Source organism: Bradyrhizobium sp. USDA 4472 (assembly GCF_054058595.1).
The window spans coordinates 35,766-53,272 of the sequence record NZ_JBSSAM010000002.1 but is presented as its reverse complement, the minus strand read 5'-3'; the positions used below and the strand labels follow the sequence as shown (position 1 = coordinate 53,272).

At 62.0% G+C, this 17,507-nt stretch carries 17 protein-coding genes and 1 tRNA gene; 15 read left to right on the top strand and 3 right to left on the bottom strand.

All coding sequences use genetic code 11. From position 1 onward, the window contains the following. Positions 1 to 44: 44 nt before the first annotated feature. The 5 genes from ACVWZ4_RS35770 (at position 45) to ACVWZ4_RS35750 (ending at position 3,657) form a co-directional block, all read left to right on the top strand. A complete protein-coding gene (locus ACVWZ4_RS35770) occupies positions 45 to 563 on the top strand; it encodes a plasmid mobilization protein (RefSeq protein WP_456705420.1) in 519 nt (172 codons plus the stop codon). After that, a complete protein-coding gene (locus tag ACVWZ4_RS35765) occupies positions 560 to 1,633 on the top strand; it encodes a relaxase/mobilization nuclease domain-containing protein (RefSeq protein ID WP_456705421.1) in 1,074 nt (357 codons plus the stop codon). The genes ACVWZ4_RS35770 and ACVWZ4_RS35765 overlap by 4 nt, the downstream gene beginning before the upstream one ends. A gap of 178 nt (positions 1,634 to 1,811) precedes the next feature. Then, positions 1,812 to 1,891, top strand: a tRNA-Met gene (locus ACVWZ4_RS35760). 509 nt (positions 1,892 to 2,400) lie between these two features. Then, positions 2,401 to 3,144 carry a type II toxin-antitoxin system TacA family antitoxin gene (locus ACVWZ4_RS35755; RefSeq protein ID WP_456705422.1) on the top strand — a complete coding sequence of 248 codons (744 nt, stop codon included), beginning with the start codon at positions 2,401 to 2,403 and terminating at the stop codon, positions 3,142 to 3,144. A gap of 3 nt (positions 3,145 to 3,147) precedes the next feature. Next, on the top strand, positions 3,148 to 3,657 hold the full coding sequence (locus tag ACVWZ4_RS35750; protein ID WP_456705423.1) for a GNAT family N-acetyltransferase: 510 nt from the start codon (positions 3,148 to 3,150) through the stop codon (positions 3,655 to 3,657). Between the two features lie 570 nt (positions 3,658 to 4,227). Here ACVWZ4_RS35750 and ACVWZ4_RS35745 read toward each other — a convergent pair. After that, on the bottom strand, positions 4,228 to 5,535 hold the full coding sequence (locus tag ACVWZ4_RS35745) for a DUF2130 domain-containing protein (protein ID WP_456705424.1): 1,308 nt from the start codon (positions 5,533 to 5,535) through the stop codon (positions 4,228 to 4,230). 297 nt (positions 5,536 to 5,832) lie between these two features. Between ACVWZ4_RS35745 and ACVWZ4_RS35740 the strand changes: the two genes are divergently transcribed. The 3 genes from ACVWZ4_RS35740 to ACVWZ4_RS35730 all read left to right on the top strand — a co-directional run bounded on the left by ACVWZ4_RS35740 (position 5,833) and on the right by ACVWZ4_RS35730 (position 8,043). Then, positions 5,833 to 6,630 carry a type IV toxin-antitoxin system AbiEi family antitoxin domain-containing protein gene (locus ACVWZ4_RS35740; protein WP_456705425.1) on the top strand — a complete coding sequence of 266 codons (798 nt, stop codon included), beginning with the start codon at positions 5,833 to 5,835 and terminating at the stop codon, positions 6,628 to 6,630. Further along, on the top strand, positions 6,617 to 7,660 hold the full coding sequence (locus tag ACVWZ4_RS35735; RefSeq protein WP_456705426.1) for a nucleotidyl transferase AbiEii/AbiGii toxin family protein: 1,044 nt from the start codon (positions 6,617 to 6,619) through the stop codon (positions 7,658 to 7,660). Before ACVWZ4_RS35740 ends, ACVWZ4_RS35735 begins: the two co-directional genes overlap by 14 nt. A gap of 101 nt (positions 7,661 to 7,761) precedes the next feature. Continuing rightward, positions 7,762 to 8,043, top strand: a complete 282-nt coding sequence (locus tag ACVWZ4_RS35730; protein ID WP_456705427.1) for a WGR domain-containing protein — start codon at positions 7,762 to 7,764, stop codon at positions 8,041 to 8,043. A gap of 289 nt (positions 8,044 to 8,332) precedes the next feature. On the opposite strand, the gene ACVWZ4_RS35725 is transcribed toward ACVWZ4_RS35730, so the two are convergent. Both ACVWZ4_RS35725 and ACVWZ4_RS35720 read right to left on the bottom strand, forming a co-directional pair. Continuing rightward, a complete protein-coding gene (locus ACVWZ4_RS35725; RefSeq protein ID WP_456705428.1) occupies positions 8,333 to 9,067 on the bottom strand; it encodes an SDR family NAD(P)-dependent oxidoreductase in 735 nt (244 codons plus the stop codon). Between the two features lie 10 nt (positions 9,068 to 9,077). Next, positions 9,078 to 10,118, bottom strand: coding sequence for a LacI family DNA-binding transcriptional regulator (locus ACVWZ4_RS35720; RefSeq protein WP_456705429.1), 1,041 nt, complete (start codon positions 10,116 to 10,118; stop codon positions 9,078 to 9,080). A 187-nt stretch (positions 10,119 to 10,305) separates the two neighbouring features. On the opposite strand from ACVWZ4_RS35720, the gene ACVWZ4_RS35715 reads away from it, so the two are divergent. The 7 genes from ACVWZ4_RS35715 to ACVWZ4_RS35685 all read left to right on the top strand — a co-directional run bounded on the left by ACVWZ4_RS35715 (position 10,306) and on the right by ACVWZ4_RS35685 (position 17,470). Then, complete coding sequence (locus ACVWZ4_RS35715) at positions 10,306 to 11,607, top strand: ABC transporter substrate-binding protein (protein ID WP_456705430.1); 1,302 nt, start codon at positions 10,306 to 10,308, stop codon at positions 11,605 to 11,607. Between the two features lie 304 nt (positions 11,608 to 11,911). Further along, complete coding sequence (locus ACVWZ4_RS35710) at positions 11,912 to 12,556, top strand: carbohydrate ABC transporter permease (RefSeq protein WP_456790525.1); 645 nt, start codon at positions 11,912 to 11,914, stop codon at positions 12,554 to 12,556. Between the two features lie 4 nt (positions 12,557 to 12,560). Then, positions 12,561 to 13,388 carry a carbohydrate ABC transporter permease gene (locus tag ACVWZ4_RS35705; RefSeq protein WP_456705432.1) on the top strand — a complete coding sequence of 276 codons (828 nt, stop codon included), beginning with the start codon at positions 12,561 to 12,563 and terminating at the stop codon, positions 13,386 to 13,388. 7 nt (positions 13,389 to 13,395) lie between these two features. Further along, positions 13,396 to 14,400: a zinc-dependent alcohol dehydrogenase family protein gene (locus ACVWZ4_RS35700; protein WP_456705433.1), complete on the top strand. Its 1,005-nt coding sequence runs from the start codon at positions 13,396 to 13,398 to the stop codon at positions 14,398 to 14,400. Positions 14,401 to 14,406: 6 nt separating this feature from the next. Then, positions 14,407 to 15,480: an ABC transporter ATP-binding protein gene (locus tag ACVWZ4_RS35695; protein ID WP_456705434.1), complete on the top strand. Its 1,074-nt coding sequence runs from the start codon at positions 14,407 to 14,409 to the stop codon at positions 15,478 to 15,480. Continuing rightward, complete coding sequence (locus tag ACVWZ4_RS35690) at positions 15,477 to 16,436, top strand: sugar kinase (protein ID WP_456705435.1); 960 nt, start codon at positions 15,477 to 15,479, stop codon at positions 16,434 to 16,436. Before ACVWZ4_RS35695 ends, ACVWZ4_RS35690 begins: the two co-directional genes overlap by 4 nt. After that, positions 16,433 to 17,470, top strand: coding sequence for a tagatose 1,6-diphosphate aldolase (locus tag ACVWZ4_RS35685; protein ID WP_456790524.1), 1,038 nt, complete (start codon positions 16,433 to 16,435; stop codon positions 17,468 to 17,470). Before ACVWZ4_RS35690 ends, ACVWZ4_RS35685 begins: the two co-directional genes overlap by 4 nt. Positions 17,471 to 17,507 lie beyond the last annotated feature (37 nt).

Genomic DNA, 17,507 nt, shown 5'->3' with positions numbered 1-17,507 from the left:
CTTCGCGCCAGCGATGTATTACATCGCAATTGGGATTGAAGTGCATGGCTCTGATCTCGCTTCGCGTCTCCGACGAAGTCGCGGCGCAGTTCTCCGCTTTTGCGGCTACCCAAGGCGGCAAATCCGCGCTGCTGCGGCGTCTCATTGCTGAGGCCCTAGCTGCACCAGCGCCGCGCATCCTGGCGTTGCCTATCGGACGACCGGAGAAGGTGACGGTGCGGTTTCGCGAGAGCGAGATGCGGCAGCTCGCGGAAGTCTCGCATCAGCGCGGCATGACGCGAACCGGTTGGATCGTCGCGCTGGTGCGCTCACGGCTGGGGTCGCCCGTGCAGCATTCCCCGAACGAGCATGAGGCGCTCCGCGCGATCGTTCGCGAGCTCAACCGGATCGGCGGCAACATCAACCAGATTGCGCGTGCCGCAAACACGAGTGTGCTGCAGGGCAAGGCGGTTGAGCCGGATCTATCAGCAATTCAAGAGGCCAAACTGGTCATCGAAAGAGAGCTCGCGCAATTGCGTGGCACGCTGCACGGCAACGCCGATTATTGGGATGGACGGCGATGAGCCGGCGCTCGCCGCGGCCGACCGGGCTAGCCTCCGATCTTCCGCCGATCTCGTATGTCTGGGAAACGCCCAATCGGCGCCCACGGCGGGCCGAGTGGGATATCCCCGATCCGGCGGTTCCCGGCCGCTTTACGCCGGCGATGCGTGCAAAGCTCGAGCGCCTCGTGCGCCGAGCACCAGAGGTGATGGTCAAGATCACCGGTCGCACCAAGGACGTGGCGCATCTCAAGTCGCACCTTGCATACATCACGCGAAACGGCGAGCTCGATGCGGAAACAGAACAGGGCACGTCGCTGACGGATCGTGCCGGATTGAAAGACCTGCAGCAACGCTGGGAGGATGATGCCGGTCTCGACGACAAGCGCCGCCGCGATGGATCGCTTTCGATCAACATCATTCTGTCGATGCCGGCCGGTACTGATGCCATCGCACTCAAAGATTCGGCCCGGGCGTTTGCCATTGAGACATTCGGCTATAATCACGACTATGTCTTCGTCCAGCACCTCGACAACAAGCATCCCCATGTGCACTTGACCGTTCGGTCTTTGGGCCAGGACGGCAAGCGCCTCAACCCCCGGAAGGCGGATCTTCAGGCCTGGCGGGAACGGTTTGCGGGCGAACTCAGGCTTCGAGGGATCTCGGCGGAGGCAACGCCGCGGCGCACCCGTGGACGGATTCGAAAGGCCGATCGCGGGGCGGTCCGCGCGATGCGCAAACGTAAGATCACGCCCGAGGTTGATCGGCTCGCCCGTAAGGAGGTGCTTTCGGAAGTGAGGGGTGGCAGGGCCGCCAAGCATCCTTGGGACGAACAGATTAAGTCCCGTCAGGACGTCATCCGGCGTCGATATCTCGATTATGCCGCCGAGCTGCAGCGCTCTGAAGCGCCAGCAGATCACGAGTTGGCTCGCCAGGTTCGCCAATTCGTCGACGACATGCCTGCTCTCGAAACCCGACGACATGCACTGAAGAACGAGCTTTCGGAGTTGGCCGCTAGCCGGCGTCGAGACGCGAAGCAGGACGTTGATGCAGTGGGGCACGACAAAACACGAGGCGACGAGCCGACCCGATAGGCGAGTGGGGGAATGATAATCCGGGGTAGGAGGTTCCGGTCCCTCCCCGACCAGATCCAGCGTAATCCCTTGATTCCCAGACTTGGTCGCGATCGACGCTTCGATGCGAGCGATGTCCGTTGACGTTCCGGAAGCTTGGTCAACCAATCGCGCTTAAACCGCGGTCAGTGTCTTCCTATGCGGGGAGGACTTGGGCGGTGTTAATTCGTCAGGCTCATAACCTGAAGGTCATAGGTTCAAATCCTATCCCCGCAACCAAATAACCCACTGATACAACTGGATTTCTTGAGAAGGCCGCTCAGAGAGCGGCCTTCTTGTGTGTGGGCGGTAGCCACCGAGTAGCCACGGAGCGGGTGTGCGAGCCATCTGCCCCCGTCCTCACTGCTGCTTATGGGGTATTGGGGCTCGGCTCGTTCAGGATTTGAGAGCCACGTAGTCGTCGGAAAATCGCCTCTGGTTGCCATTCCGCTCGCAAGGCGAAAGCTTCGAGTCTCAGTTTGAATTTATGCCGTCCAAGTGCGGTGGCGCCTTTCCGGAGGGACGGCAAAGGAAAGCAGCTTTGGCTCGCACTCCGAAATTTTTACGTGAACGAATTTCAGGCAAAAATCGAGCTTGTCTAAAAGCTCTTCCGCCGCTGCTACTACGTCCGACATCCCGGAAAGTGAGCGATGATGGTAAACCGCGTTTCTTGCCTCGCGCACCTTCTCAAACTTCGCACTGAAATCAGCGGTGCTGAGGGGATGGAATCTCGATGAAAAAACTGACCAATGGTCCTCAACAAGCTGTCTGATATGGTTCAGATGGCAATCATGCATGAACTCATATCCATTCAACATCCCGTCGATAGGGCCATTTGGGAATTTCTTCCCTTCAATGTCCAAGATTACGGCGCCAATCCGGAACGCTGCATGTCGCGCCAGCGGGACGGTTCCGATGTGGGTAATATTTTTAGCCCGACCACCCCGCTTAAGCTCTTCGTAAATGGCCCGCCACCATCTGGCATGCTTGTAATGATGCTCCAAAGTAACCGCGACGGTGGAGCGCAGCGCGTTTTCAAACGAATGAAAGACAGGGAAAAGCTGCGCATGAACGTCAGCTCCGGCGCGCTCTCCAACTGCAACGCCTCGAGGAGCTGCTCGCGATCAGCATCATCCGGTATTGTATTTTGCGCTACAATCCCTTATCTTGGGCGTGCATGGAAGGAGGTGGCAATGGCTAGTAGCGTAGAGCGTAAGGAATACCCGATCTCGATGCGTCTGCCGGAGGCAGACGTCGCGATGATCGACCGTGCTGCGAGCTTGCGTGGACGCTCGCGCACCGACTTCGTGCGCGATGCTGCGGTGAGGGCCGCCGAGGAAGTCGTGATGGAAAACCGCCTCATCCGCATGACCCCCGAAGGGTTCGAGGAATTCATGGCGGTCCTGTCTGCCCCCGCCGTGCCGGTTCCCGAAATGGTGGAATTGGCCAAGAGGCCTGCGCCCTGGGAGCCCGGCTACATCGCAAAGCAGTGAGCCGTGGTCCTATCGGCTCCCGAACCACTGACTGCCAGCCACGATGTATCCGAATTTTCGTGCGGCAAGCCGACACTCGACCATTGGCTTAAGACCCGCGCGCTCTCCAATCAGGAGAAGGGTTTCACCGCCGTGCTTGTCGTTCATGAGGCGGGGCGTGTCGTTGGGTACTACGGTCTTGCACCGACGGCGGTCGTACCATCGGTGCTTCCACGAGCCATTCGCACCGGACAGCCGCCTGATCCGGTTCCGTGCCTGCTGCTCGGACAGCTTGCCACTGACACCCGCTGGGCTGGACTCGGCATCGGCACGGGTCTCGTAAAGCACGCGCTCCAACGCTGCGTGCGGGGTGCAGCGTTGGTCGGCGGTCGCGCGCTCATGGTCAACGCCGTCGATGCCGAAGCCGCCGAGTTCTGGAAACGGCGCGGCTTTGTCGCGTCGAGGGACGATGCTCTCATCCTTTTCCGATCGATCGCAGCGATCGCCGCTTCGGTTGCGGCTGAACAGTCATAGGAGCGCAGATTGAACGATCCAATCGTGCGGGGCGACTATGGGACATCATGAGTCCCATGTTCGCGTTCAATATCGGCATGAGCCTCTTTCTTGAACGCAAGCAGCGGAAGCTAGTCCTGATCGATAACAAGACGGACACGCCATTCCATCACCGGGGATCAGCCAATCATAAACTTGCGCGGAGACGGCATCCGGCCTCCGACTGAGCTCTGTTTTTATTATCCGGTCTCTCCCCGTTCGGCCCTTCTGCTGCCGGAAGCCAATGAACAGCCCGCCTTCTCGTCCGCGAGCCTGACTGCGGCGCAGGTTGGAGAGCTAAATCAGGAGATGCGTCGAGCCTCTCACAGTCAGCTCTTTGGGCAGACCAGGGATTCGTTGCTTCTCGTAAAGGCCTAGCATCGTTGTTGGAGCTGTTTAAAAGTGAATGACGAGAGGGCAAGGTTCGGCGTGCAATGCGACCGCGAACTGCCCGCTTCTGGTTACGCGCTTGACGTGAACAGCCGGCCGAAGTCTGCATGCGATCCTGGGCGGCTCGCGCGCGGATGCACTGTAAACAGGCTGGGAGAGGGATCATCCAGCTTTTCGTTCGACCTCAACAGCGTTCTCCAACAACGGAGTATCTAGGCTGGGAATATCCGGCATGGCCTTACCGGCAATTGCCTGCAGGTCGCCGACCATGCCTACGGTCGAATCGATGACGGCCAGGATTTGAGTTTCCCGCTTGGCCCATTGCCGGCCCATAAACTTGCGCTCCTTGTCGAGATCCTCGCGCATATCGTTGAATTTCTCGACGACAGCTTCGACCCGCTGCCGAAACTTCGTGCCGGTCAAGTAGTGATAAACCTGCTCCATCTTCGTCTGTTGTCCCTGCTGCACCATGCGGGAACTGCAGACATCGATGAGTGCCTGACGAAGAGCGACCGCTACGGGGAGGGCGCAGCGTGGATGCGCAACCCACACACCGTCGACCAAGTCGAATTGCTCGACATGCTTCGGCAACGTATGCGAGATGATCAGAGCGACGTCGGCGCCGGAACGACGCTGGTCGTCGCGCAATTTGGCGAGCCACCCGTCACTCCACGCCTTGGTGCGCTTGGTTTCCCAAAGGATGATGCCGGCAGATTGGCCAATAGCACCATTCACCTGTTGGATAACGTCCGCCCCAAGCTCACCTTTGCCAACCGGCTCAATCGAATCGGTTGGAAAACGTCCGCGGAGAAGCTCTTCGAGCTCGACCTCGAGAACCTCCCCTTGAGATTGCTGTGATCCCTGTTCGGCCTTGCGCTTAAGCTCCTCGATCGTGCGTGTCATCGACTCGATGGTCTGGTCTTTTTCGGCAACGCGCAAGCGCGCAGCCTCGTCGGCTTCCTGCCTGGCCTTGATCTGGATTTCACTGATTGAGGCCTGGACGCGCTTCTCTATCGTCAGGTCGAACTCGCGCTTTTCCTCTTCGAGCGCCCGCTGCTGCCGCATCAGTTCAGCCTGCTGCTTTTGGGCCTCGGCGAGCTTCGCGTTGTTGGAGAGCAGGGTGGCTCGTAGCTCCGCAGCTTCGGCCTCCTTCGCCTGCAGCTCGGCCGCGGCCGCCTCCCGCGCCTTCTTGCTTTCGGTCGCGACCAGCTGGGCGCGTTCGGAAGTCAATCGCTTCGCAACCTGGCCTTCGATTTGCTCGCGGTCCTTCGCTACCTGCTCGCGTTCCAGCCGCAGCGCCTCGGTCTTGCGCTCCATCTCGGCATCTTTGTTGGCCAGTTGTTGTTGAAAGCGCTGACGGGTTTCAGCGAGGAGGGGGGCCGCCAGCGACTCAGTCAGCCGGATCTCGTGATTGCAGTTGGGGCAATGCAGGGTCGCCTCGTGCGAAGCGCCGGTTGCTTTGAAACTCATGAATTCCCTTCCATCATTGCAACCGGATTGAACATGATCTGTGCGCGATTGCGATGTCGCTCGGCTCAATGTCCACATACGCGTCGTCGATTTCGACTTGGCCGGCGGGTTTTCCACCGACATGTCGATCTACCCGAACGCTTTCACGGAGGAGCTCAAATTAGAACAAAAAGGGAACAGATGTCAATTTTGTATCCGAATGAGTTTGTGTTTTTGTGATTTTACTTAGTCTGACTGCGGAAAATTGACGTAACTTAAACCTCGCGTGCGGTTTGAAAACAGCTAATTTTACTTAGTATGGCTGAGCAAAACGACAGAAAGCTAAACAAACTCGAACGAACCCTCCCGCAGGGGCTTCTCGTCGATGCCGCCTGGATGGAACGGCATGGATACTCCACCAGCCTGCGCAGCCAATACGTATCGGCCGGCTGGCTCGTTCAGCCGGCGCGGGGAACCTTCAAGCGCCCGCTCGGCGAAGTCTCCTGGCAGGGTGTGGTCGTTTCGCTCCAGCGACTGCTCGGCTCCGATCTCATCGTCGGCGGACGTACCGCCATGGAAGCGCAAGGCCTCGGCCACTACTTGAGCCAGAGGGGCGCTACGACCGTACATCTATATGGAACGCAGTCCGCTCCCGGCTGGCTCGGCAAACTCCCGCTCGAACAGAAATTCCGCGTTCACCGCACACAAAGTCTATTCAAAACGCACGGGAGCAAACCCGGATCAAAGTCGGGGACGACGCGGGAAATACAGGGACCATTCGACTGGCCTCTCACGGTATCGACGCCCGAACGTGCGTTCCTCGAACTGCTTGACGAATTGCCCCGCCACGAAAGCTTCCATCAGGTTGATGCACTGGCGGAAGGCTTGAGGAGCCTGAGTCCCCGGCGGCTGCAAACGCTTCTGAACGACTGCAAAAGCGTCAAGGTCAAACGACTGTTCTTCTGGTTCGCGGAGCGACATCAGCACGCCTGGCTCAAACAGATCGACAGGTCGAAAGTCAATCTCGGCGCGGGAAAGCGCATGCTCGTCAAGGGCGGCAAACTCGACACCAAATACCTCATAACCATCCCAGACGACCTCAATGCCCCTGTCTGAAAAATTCCGGCATCAGGTAGCCTTGTTGATCGAGACGATTCCGTTCGTCGCGGCGGAGCCCGATTTTGCGCTCAAGGGCGGCACCGCCATCAATCTCTTCCACCGCGACATGCCGCGCTTATCGGTCGATATCGACCTGACCTATGTGCCGGTGGCTCCGCGCCCCGAATCTCTTGCCGCGATCGATGCGGCGATGAAGCGCATGGCGGCGGCCATCAGGAAAGGATTGCCGGGCGCACGGGTGACGGAAGTCGTCAACGCTCGTGAAAAGATCGTCACCAAGCTGACCGTCCAGAAAGGCGATGCGCAGATCAAGATCGAGGTCACGCCGGTGATCAGGGGCCGCGTCTTCGAGCCGCAGCTGCGTGACGTGTCGCCGAGCGTCGAAGAAACGTTCGGCTTCGCACAGACGAAAGTCGTTTCGTTCGCCGATCTATACGCCGGCAAGCTCGTCGCGGCGCTCGACCGGCAGCATCCGCGTGACCTCTTTGATGTCCGCGATCTGCTCGCCAACGAAGGCATCACAGACGATCTCCGCAAGGCGTTCATCGTCTACCTCATTAGCCATGACAGGCCGATTTCCGAGGTCGTGGTTCCTCGTCGCAAGTATATAGAGCACGAATTCACGCACGGCTTTGAGGGCATGACCGCCGACGAAGTAACCCTGGACGAGTTTCTCGAAGCCCGGGAAACGCTGATCGGCCGAACTCGCAGGAAAAATGCCGCAAGCTCACAAGGATTTCCTCGTAGAGTTCAAACGCGGCGAGCCGGATTGGAGCCTGCTGGGCGTCCCCGGCGCGGCGGAGCTGCCGGCGGTGCGCTGGAAGCAGATCAATCTGGACAAACTTCTTGCCGAGCACCGGGCGAAGCTCGTGGCGCAGCTCGAGCAAGTCTTGCGCAACGCCTGAGGTCGGAGGAGGGGATCTCCATCAAGTACGCGCGGCATCTTGTTCAGAGAACATCTCCAAGGAGGCGCCGCCACCCAACAAGCTTGGAGCTTGGGAGCTCAGTTGAGCCGGTTATCGCCTGACCTCGGCTGTCTCGGAGCCTGCATAAAAATTCTGAATCGTTGGCCCTGATCGATTCATTTATTTAATTGGACGGTCGATTCGGTAATTGCGATTCTGGCGCATGTCCGAACTCACCGTGCAATACCTCGTGCTCGAGCGTCGCGATCCGGCTCGTAACATGGCGCGCTTCTATGTGCTCACGATCGAGCCGACACTCTTTGGCGATACGGCATTGGTGCGTGAATGGGGCCGTCTCGGCGGGCGTGGCCGACGGCGGCTGGATCTATTCGATGGTCACGTGCAGGCCGTCGAGGCCCTAGAGTCCTGGCTAAGACGGAAAACCCGTCGTGGTTACGTCCAGCGCCATTCGCCATGCTTGGAGCGAACGCGCGATCCGGCGTGAAGAGATGGCTGGGATGGACGAAGCGCCGAAGAAAGTATATCAAAGTAATCCGAAGTCGTCTTCGGTAGCATTCCAAGAATTGAAAAAGTATTCCATGATCTATGTTATACGGCACCAATAGGTAGCCGCGAAAGCGGCGTGGCCATCCTCTTCCCCGGGCAATCCGTGTGTCACACTCAGGAGATGATTCGCCGGTGCATGGACGCGTGACATGTGGTCCTGGTAAATACTCGGAACAATTCGCCGCTCTCTAATGAGGTTTCGGTGACCTCCGTCCAGAGCCTGTCCATTATCCGGCGAGAAAACCGCCATCTACGGCAACGACCGTCCCGGTCGCGTATTGCGAGGCCGGCATGCACAGGAAGGCGACTGCGCCAGCGACATCTGCCGGCTGGCCCCACCGCTTGAATGCGGTGCGCTCGGCGATGCGCTGGTAGTGCGCTTGATCGGTGCGGCCGGCCGCATTGATCGCCGTCTCGATGTAGCCTGGCGCGACCGCATTGACGCGAATGCCTTCCTCAGCCCACTTCAAGGCCAGCGCCTTGGTCAACATCACGACACCGCCCTTGCTGGCGCAATAAGCAGGAATCCGTGGCAGGGCCAGCGTCGCATTCATCGAAGCGATGTTGACGATCGAGCCCTTCTGCACGGCGAGCAGCGGGCGAAACGCCATGCAGGTTCGAAACGTGCCGGTGAGATTTACATCGATCACCTTCATGAAGGTTTCGATCTCGAATTCCTCGTCGCGCGCGAGAATCCCGGCGCAGTTGACCAGCGCATCGACGCGCCTGTGCTGCAGGGCGAACGACGCAACGGATGCATCGTCGGTCACGTCGAGCTTCGCGAGCGTCAGGCCCGTGCGCGGCTTGAGGAGCGTGCGGGCGAGATCGGCCTCATTGGCGCCCGTGGCCGTCACCGTCGCGCCGAGGTCGCAAAACTGGTTGCTGATGGCGGCTCCAATGTCGCCGGCGCCGCCGATCACGACGGCATGGAAGCCGGCAGCGAGGGAAAAGTTCGAATTCATCGGCTGGATCTCACTTCAGGGACTTCGGAGGCGCAGCCGTCGATTCTCGTACCACCAGCGAGAAGTCGATCTCGCGATGCATGATGGTTTGCTCGCCGGCAAGGCTCCGCACCAGATATTCGCCGGCGCGCTGCCAGGTCTCTCCGGTCGGAACGTGGATCGTGGTGAGGCTCGGCCGCAAATGGCGGCTCCAGTCGAGGTCGTCGAAGCCGACCACCGACAGGTCGCGCGGCACGGAGAAACCGTCGCGCTCGGCCTCCAGCAGCACGCCATAGGCGATGACGTCGTTGCCGCACACCACGGCTGAGGGCCGATCCTTGAGGGTGAGGAGATATCGCGCCGCCTCGCGCGCGTCGTCCAGCGTATAGGGTACCTCGACATGCCATTGCGGAGGCAGCTCGAGGCCGTTCTCGGCAAGCGCGCGCCGAAAGCCGGCGACGCGGGCGCTGGCGCGGTCGTTGTTGCGCTGAAGCGCCGAGACGATCCCGATGCGGCGATGGCCGAGCTCGATGACATGCGCGGCGGCGCGATGGGCGGCGGCTTCATTGTCGGTGCCGACGCAAGGGTAGGGCCGGTCGGGCTGGTAGATGCCGACATTGATGAAGGGCACCGCGTTGTCCGCGAGCAGCTTGCGCAAGCCGTCGTGATGGCAATCGCCCCGCAGCACGAGGCCATCGACCCCGCGGCTGATCAGGTTGCGCGCCTGCTGCAGTTCGACGTCGAGATCATAACCGCTGGTGGTGAGGAACAGCATGTATCCGACCGAGGACAGATATTGCTGGAGCGAGGCGATGCCGCGCGCGAACATCGTGTTGTCGATCGTCGGCACGATCGCGCCGAGGGTGCGCGAGCGCCGTGACGACAGAAGGCGCGCCGGCGCGTGCGGGATGTAGCCGAGTGCGTCGATCGCTTGTTCGATGCGGGCGCGCAGGGAAGGGCTGACCGCAGCCGGATCGTTGAGCGCGCGCGAGACCGAGGCGGTCGAAACGCCGGCCCGGGCCGCCACGGCGCGGATGCCCTGTTTCACGGATTTGGCGTTGGTCAGGCTCATGAATGTAACGTTACATTCTGCGGCGTGGCCGCGTCGTAGCGGATATGCACATGTCTGCCGGAGATTTCGTTGCTTGTCCATCGCTTGACACACCGGATTCGAGGTCTATTTTGTAACCGTTTTCAATTGATGCTCAAATGTTCAAAATGGTCCGCCAACCAAGGCGGCCAGCCGGGAGGAGAGTTCGATGAAGGCCAGGATGCTCGCGACGCATGTCGCGCTACCCGTTCTCGCGATTGCAGCGGTCAGTGCGCCGGCGCGGGCGGCGGATTTCGACTGGATGAAGTTCAAGGGCAAGACCGTCACCTTTCTCGCCAACAACAATCCGGTCTCCCAGGCGCTGCTGACCTACAAGGCCGATTTCGAGAAGCTGACCGGCATGACCCTGAAGGTCGACGGCTATCAGGAGCAGCAGATGCGCCAGCGTCTGGTCACCGTCATGAATGCGAACAGCGACGAGGTCGACGTGTTCATGACGCTGCCGTCGCGCGAGGGCGAGCAGTTCGCCGCCGCCGGCTGGTATGCCGACCTCACCGCAATGGCCAAGAACGAGGTGGCCAAGGACTATGATCCGGTCGGGCTGAGCCAGGCGTTGCTGAAAGCCGCGACCTTCGGCGGCAAGCTGACGAGCATGCCGATGAACATCGAGGGCCCGATCTTTTATTACCGTACCGACATCTTCAAGAAGTGCGGTGTCGAGGCGCCGAAGACCATCAAGGAAGTCGAAGCCGCCGCTGCGAAGATCAAGTCCTGCGACAGCGCGGTGACGCCGTTCGTCTCGCGCGGACTCAAGCCGGCGATCGCCTACACCTTCAGCAACATGCTGCACAATATCGGCGGCAGCTATATCGCAGGCGGCAAGTCGAACCTCTGCTCGGCCAAGGGCAAGGAGGCGCTCGATACCTATAGCCGCCTGCTGCGCGATTTCGGGCCGCCCGGCGTCGTCAACTACAGCTTCCAGCAGATCTCGGCGCTCTATCGCAGCGGCCGCGCGGCGATGGCGTTCGAATCCTCGAACGAATTGCGCACGGTGATGGAAGGCGGCGCGCGGTTGAAGGACACCGGCCTGTTGCCGTTCCCGGCCGGCGAGGCCGGCACGGTGCCGACCACCATCGGCTGGGGCATGGCGGTGTCTTCGCACAGCAAGCAGGCGGATGCGGCCTGGTATTTCGTGCAATGGGCGACGAGTCCCGAGGTGCAGAAGAAGATGGCGCTGCAGGGCATTGCCCCGCCGCGTCCGTCGGTCGCAAAGGACCCTGAATATCGCAAGTGGATCGACGAGGAGCCGGTTCGCAAGGAATGGCAGGCGGCGCTAGACGTGCTCGCCACGAAGGGCTCCTCTGAGGTCGGCTATCCCATCGTCGCCAATCCGGAATCCCGTGAGTTCATCGGCCAGGCGGTGCAGGATCTGATCCTGAAGCAGAAGCCGATCGACCAGGCTTGCGCCGATGCCGACAAGGCACTCGATGCGCTGATCGCCCAGAAATAATGTTCGGTGCTGGCTGGCCTGCGGCCGGCCGGCACGCGTCACCCCCAAGGAATCGCACGCATGTCTGATGCGGCTGCGACGCTCACGCAGGATCGACAGAAGCTGGAAATGTCGGCGCTTTCGGCACCGGCCGTGATCTTCACGGTCGCGATGATCGCGTTTCCCCGTACTCTATACGGTCTGGCTCGGTTTCCAGAGCTTCTCCTCGACCGGCAAGCAGTCCTTTGCGGGCCTTGCCAATTATTCCAGGCTGGTCTCCGACTACGAGTTCTGGCACGGCCTGTGGGTCACGATCGCCCTCTATGTGCTGTCGCTGGTGCTGCAGCTCGTGTTCGGCGTCTGGCTCGCGCTGGTGCTGTTTCATGCCAAGCGCCTGCCGGGCATCGTCCGCTCGCTGTTCATCTCGCCCTTCATGATGCCGCCGGTGGTGGCGGGCATGATGTGGCTGGTGATCCTCGATCCGTCGCTCGGCGCCGCCAACTACATCCTGCAAGCATTCGGCCTGCCGCCGTCGGACTGGCTGGCCTCGCCATCCCTGGTCATTCCGACCGTGGCGCTGATCGACAGCTGGCAGTGGACGCCTTACGTCGCGCTGATCGTGTTGGGCGGATTGCAGTCCCTGCCGCCGAGCGTCTACGAGGCCGCGCAGATCGACGGTGCATCCCCATTCAAGACTTTCCAGCGCATCACGCTGCCGCTGCTGCTGCCGACCATCGTCACCGCGGCGATCCTGCGCAGCGTCGATCTGCTGCGCTTCTTCGACATCATCTACATCACCACCCAGGGCGGCCCCGGCAACGCCTCGAACACGCTCAACATCTACGGCTTCCGGGTCGGCTTCGAGTTCTTCAACATCGGCTATGCCAGCGCCTTGATGCTGACGTTGACGGCGATCGTGTTCGGCGCCGTGCTCGCCTTCAACCGCCTGCGCGGCGCAGTGGCGTGGTGATGTCATGAACGATGCCGCCCACACCGACCGCTGGATCCGCCGGCTCAACACCCTGCAGCTCGTGCTCGCCGGCGTGCTCATCATGGCGCCGACGGTCTGGATGGTGCTGTCCTCGTTCAAGCCGTCCTTCGAGGTCACCGCCTATCCGCCGACGCTGATCTTCACGCCGACATTGGATAATTATGTCGAGCTGACCAGGACGACGCCATTCCTGAGCTACGCGCTCAACAGCCTGATCGTCACCGTCGGCTCGACCGCGCTCGGATTGCTGTTTGGAATTCCTGCCGCGTTCGCGGTCTCCTGGACGCGGATTTCGTGGCCGGCGATCCTGACGCTCGCTGCGCGCATGGCGCCGGGCACGCTGTTCCTGCTGCCCTGGTACGTGATGTTCCGGCAGGTCGGCATGATCGGCTCCTATACCGCACTGATCCTCAGCCATGCCGTGATCACGCTGCCGATCGTGATCTGGGTGCTGCTGCCGTCCTTCGACGGCATTCCACGCAGCGTGTTCGAGGCGGCGCAGGTCGATGGATGCAGCGTCACGCGCATCCTCTGGCGCATCGCGCTGCCGTTGGTGGCATCAGGCGTCGCGGTCTCGGCGATCCTCGCCTTCGTCTTCTCGTGGAACTACTTCCTGTTTGCGCTGGTGCTCTCCAATGGCGACACCAAGACGCTGATCGCGGCGGCCTTCAACTTCATCGGCGAAGGCTCGACGCAATGGGGCGCCCTCATGGCGGCGGCAACGCTGATCGCGCTGCCGCCGCTGGTGCTGGCTGCCCTGGTCCAGCGCTGGCTGGTGTCCGGACTGACGCTCGGCGCGGTGAAAGGTTAGGTATCCGATGAACGTGTCCCCCCGTACGAATTCGATCATGCAGGCCGCGGTGTTCCACGGCAATGACCGCATCACGATCGAACGCGTGGCAATGCCTGATGTCGCCACCGGCGAGGTGCTGGTCCGCGTCTTGCGCACCGCGTTATGCGGCTCGGACTTCAAGCTGTGGCACAAGGGCTCCGAGTTCACCGCTGGCCATGAGATCTTCGGCGTCGTCGAGCAGCCCGGTCACCGACTGCATGGCCGGCGCTGCGCGGTCTACATTCCCCTGCATTGCGACCACTGCGCGGCCTGCAAGCGCGGCGATACCCAGATGTGCCTCGAGGTCTCCAGCCTGATCGGCTGGAACAGGCCGGGGGGATATGCCGAATACGTGCCGGTGCCGGAAAACTGCCTGCTTCCGGTGCCCGACGACATCGAGGACAGCCTCGCGCCGCTGCTGCTCGATACCATCGGCACGTCAGGCCACGCGGTGCGCTTCGTCAGCCGCGTGGTGCCGTCGGACGAGGCGGGGCCGGTTCTCATCATGGGAGCAGGGCCGGTTGGCCTCGGCGTCGTGCTGGCGCTCCGCGCGCTCGGCTACGATGACATCCATGTCGCCGATCCCAACGCGGCGCGTCTCAGAATCGCGCAATCCTTTGGCGCGACGGCGCATCCGGTGGGCGACACATCGAAGCGCTTCGCCCTCATCATGGAATGTTCGGGCGCGCATGCTGCGCGCAATCTCGGCATCGAGCTGGTCCTGCCGCGCGGCGCATTGGTGCTGGTCGGCGAGAACGCTGCGCCCTGGACCATCGAGGAAGGCAAGGTGTTTCGCCGCAAGGATTTCTACATGATCCGGACCTTCTATTTCCCGGTCCAGGATTTCGAGCCGAATGTCGAGCTGCTGCGCAAGTACAGGGACGAGTACCGCGTCCTCGTCGACGGCGAGTTCGGCCTGTCGGCTCTGCCCGAAAATTTCGTCCGCTTCGCCAAGGGCGAGCTGATCAAGCCTGTGCTGGCGCTGGACTGAGCGATCATGGCCTCGATCTCGATCCGCAATCTCGTCAAGCGCTACGACAATTTCACCGTGATCCCCGATCTTAACCTGGAGATCGCGGACCACGAGTTCGTCGTGTTCGTCGGCCCGTCCGGCTGCGGCAAGTCGACCTTGCTGCGCATCATCGCCGGCCTCGAGCCGATCTCGTCGGGCGATCTCTATATCGGCGACAAGCGCGTCAACGGCGTGCAGGCCGCGCAACGCGACATCGCGATGGTGTTTCAGGACTACGCGCTCTATCCGCACATGAAGGTGTACGACAACATGTCGTTTGCGCTGGAGCTGCGGGGCGTGCCGAAGGCGGAGATCGACGCCCGCGTCAAGCGCGCCGCGGCGCTACTGCACATCGAGCCTTACCTCGACCGCAAGCCGAAGGAGCTGTCCGGCGGCCAGCGGCAGCGCGTTGCGATGGGCCGCGCCATCGTGCGCAATCCCAAGGCGTTCCTGTTCGACGAGCCCTTGTCCAACCTCGACGCCAAGCTGCGCGGGCAGGTGCGCGCCGAGATCAAGGCGCTGTCGCAGGAGCTGAAGACGACCATGGTCTTCGTCACCCACGACCAGATCGAGGCCATGACCATGGCCGACCGGATCGTCGTGCTCCAGAGCGGCACGATCCAGCAATACGATACGCCCGAGGCGGTCTATGAGCGGCCCGCCAACCAGTTCGTTGCCGGCTTCATCGGCTCGCCCGCGATGAATTTCTTTCCGGTCGAATGGCGTGACGACCGGGCCATTCTGTCGCAAGGCGGAACGGTGGTGCCGCTCGACGGCGAGACTGCGGGTCGCCTGCGGCAGGCTGGCAATGCCGTGCTTGGCGTTCGTCCCGAACATTTTGCCGTGGCGACGGATGCCGTCGACGGTATCGCCATCAACGTCAAGCTGGTCGAGCCGCTCGGCTCGGATACGTTAATCCATTTCGATCTTGCTGGCGCCCCTGCCATTGCGCGTGTCGATCCGGCGCTGCGGCCGAAGGTCGGCGATCGCATCACATTGCGCCCGCAAGCCGGCAAGACGCATTTGTTCGATGCCGCCAACGGGCAGGTCTTGCGATGAACGCCTCGGTCAACATCGCCGATGTCTCGGCGCTGGCGGATGTCGCATCCGGGGCGAAGCCTGTGCACGTGATCTGCCTCGGCTTGTCCGCGCTCGACCAGGTCTGGCGGGTCGACCGGCCGTTCGCGGGCGGAAGCGAGAAGATCAAGGCCGTGGAGTACGGCACGCTCGGCGGCGGCATGGCTGCCAATGCGAGCGTCGCGGTGGCAAAGCTCGGCGCGTCCGTCGCGTTCTGGGGGCGGGCGGGGGCTGACGCCGCCGGTCACGAGATGAAGTCGGCTTTCACGGCGGAAGGCGTCGAAGTCGAGAGCTTCAGGCTGTTTGCCGACGGCCGCTCGTCCGTCTCCGGGATCATCGTCGATGCTTCCGGCGAGCGGCAGATCGTGAATTTCCGCGGCCAGTATCCAGAGGCTGCGGACTGGCTCCCGCTCGAAGCCGTTGCGCGCGCATCGTCCGTGCTGGCCGATCCGCGCTGGGTCGAGGGCGCTGCGACGTTGTTTCAGCAGGCGCGGACGCGCGGCATCCCGACGGTGCTCGACGGCGACATGGCCGATGCCGAAGTGTTCGAGCGGCTGCTGCCGCTGACCGACCATGCCATCTTCTCCGAGCCCGCGCTTGCGGCCTTTGCCGGCTCATCTGAAGACAAGTCCATCGCGGGCATCGCGCGCTTCGGCTGCCGCGTCATCGCCGTCACGCGCGGCGAGGCGGGCGTGAGCTGGCACGCGAATGGCGAGCTGCACCGCCAGGCCGCCTATGCCGTCGACGTCGTCGACACCACGGGCGCGGGCGACGTCTTCCATGGCGCCTATGCGCTGGCGATCGGCGCCGGCCTCGAAGTGCGGGCCGCCATGACGTTTTCCGCGGCGGCGGCCGCCATGAAATGCCGCCATGCCGGCGGGCGGAACGGGATCCCCACCATCAACGAGTGTCTTGCATTCATAAGGACGAAGTCATGAGAACGATTGGAAAGAACCGCGGCCTGGCACGGCTTGCTGACGCAGATGGCCACTTTCGCATGGTCGCGCTGGACCAGCGGCCGCCCTTGTTCGATGCCATCGCGAAAGCCAAAGGCATCACGCGAGATCAGGTCGAATATTCCGACGTCACGGCGGCCAAGCGCCTCCTGGTCGAGAACCTCGCGCCGTATTGCAGCTCCATGCTGTTCGATCCGAATTTCGCGGTGCCCGCCGCGATCGATCTATTGCCGCCGCGCTGCGGCCTGATCATGACGCTGGAAGAGCACCGCGTCGAGGAGACCGCCGGCGGCCGCAAGTCGCGTGCGATCACCAACTGGAGCGTGGACAAGATTCGCGCCATGGGCGGCGACGCCGTCAAGGTACTCGCCTGGTACCGGCCGGACGCCGATGCCGCCGTGAACGAGCATCAGAAGCGCTTCGTGCGCGAGATCGGCGAGGATTGCGCCCGCCATGACATTCCCTATGTGCTGGAGCTCCTGGTCTATCCGTTCCTCGGCAGCCCCAATCATACCGCCGACTACGTGGAATCGCCCGGCAAGCTTCCAGGCCTCGTCATCGACAGCGTGCGCGAGTTTGCCAAGCCCGAATACGACGTCGATCTCCTCAAACTGGAGAGCCCTCTGGCGGCCAACAGCCTGCCGGCCCGTGACGGCAGCGCGGAGGCGAAAGCCGCGCAGAAGGAGTTCGATGCGATCGGCGGTATCTGCCGCGAGCGGAGCATCCCCTGGGTGCTGCTGTCGGGGGGCGCCGCGCCGGAGAAATTCGAGCGCGTGCTCGAGTACTCCTATGCCGCAGGGGCGAGCGGATTTCTGGCGGGCCGAACCATTTGGCTCGACGCCGTCCTGAAGAATTTCCCGGACCGCGCAGCGGTGTCGGCGAGCCTGCGCAAGGATGGCCTCAACGTGCTCGAGCGTCTCAATAAGCTGACCACGGCCAAGGGCGCCGCGTGGAAGGCTCGCTTTCCGGTATTCACCGAAATCAAGCAAGAAGGTGACTTCGCGCGCGCCTACTGAGATGGTCGCGGCTCCGCGTGGTCTCGCAGGATCTGCA

Excerpts from the sequence above, each read along its gene's own strand:
- ACVWZ4_RS35695 (WP_456705434.1), top strand. The coding sequence starts at position 14,407 with ATGGCCTCGATCTCGATCCGCAATCTCGTCAAGCGCTACGACAATTTC.
- ACVWZ4_RS35765 (WP_456705421.1), top strand. The coding sequence starts at position 560 with ATGAGCCGGCGCTCGCCGCGGCCGACCGGGCTAGCCTCCGATCTTCCG.
- ACVWZ4_RS35715 (WP_456705430.1), top strand. The coding sequence starts at position 10,306 with ATGAAGGCCAGGATGCTCGCGACGCATGTCGCGCTACCCGTTCTCGCG.
- ACVWZ4_RS35720 (WP_456705429.1), bottom strand. The coding sequence starts at position 10,118 with ATGAGCCTGACCAACGCCAAATCCGTGAAACAGGGCATCCGCGCCGTG.
- ACVWZ4_RS35735 (WP_456705426.1), top strand. The coding sequence starts at position 6,617 with ATGCCCCTGTCTGAAAAATTCCGGCATCAGGTAGCCTTGTTGATCGAG.
- ACVWZ4_RS35740 (WP_456705425.1), top strand. The coding sequence starts at position 5,833 with ATGGCTGAGCAAAACGACAGAAAGCTAAACAAACTCGAACGAACCCTC.
- ACVWZ4_RS35730 (WP_456705427.1), top strand. The coding sequence starts at position 7,762 with ATGTCCGAACTCACCGTGCAATACCTCGTGCTCGAGCGTCGCGATCCG.
- ACVWZ4_RS35700 (WP_456705433.1), top strand. The coding sequence starts at position 13,396 with ATGAACGTGTCCCCCCGTACGAATTCGATCATGCAGGCCGCGGTGTTC.
- ACVWZ4_RS35705 (WP_456705432.1), top strand. The coding sequence starts at position 12,561 with ATGAACGATGCCGCCCACACCGACCGCTGGATCCGCCGGCTCAACACC.
- ACVWZ4_RS35685 (WP_456790524.1), top strand. The coding sequence starts at position 16,433 with ATGAGAACGATTGGAAAGAACCGCGGCCTGGCACGGCTTGCTGACGCA.
- ACVWZ4_RS35745 (WP_456705424.1), bottom strand. The coding sequence starts at position 5,535 with ATGAGTTTCAAAGCAACCGGCGCTTCGCACGAGGCGACCCTGCATTGC.
- ACVWZ4_RS35690 (WP_456705435.1), top strand. The coding sequence starts at position 15,477 with ATGAACGCCTCGGTCAACATCGCCGATGTCTCGGCGCTGGCGGATGTC.
- ACVWZ4_RS35755 (WP_456705422.1), top strand. The coding sequence starts at position 2,401 with ATGGTCCTCAACAAGCTGTCTGATATGGTTCAGATGGCAATCATGCAT.
- ACVWZ4_RS35725 (WP_456705428.1), bottom strand. The coding sequence starts at position 9,067 with ATGAATTCGAACTTTTCCCTCGCTGCCGGCTTCCATGCCGTCGTGATC.
- ACVWZ4_RS35770 (WP_456705420.1), top strand. The coding sequence starts at position 45 with ATGGCTCTGATCTCGCTTCGCGTCTCCGACGAAGTCGCGGCGCAGTTC.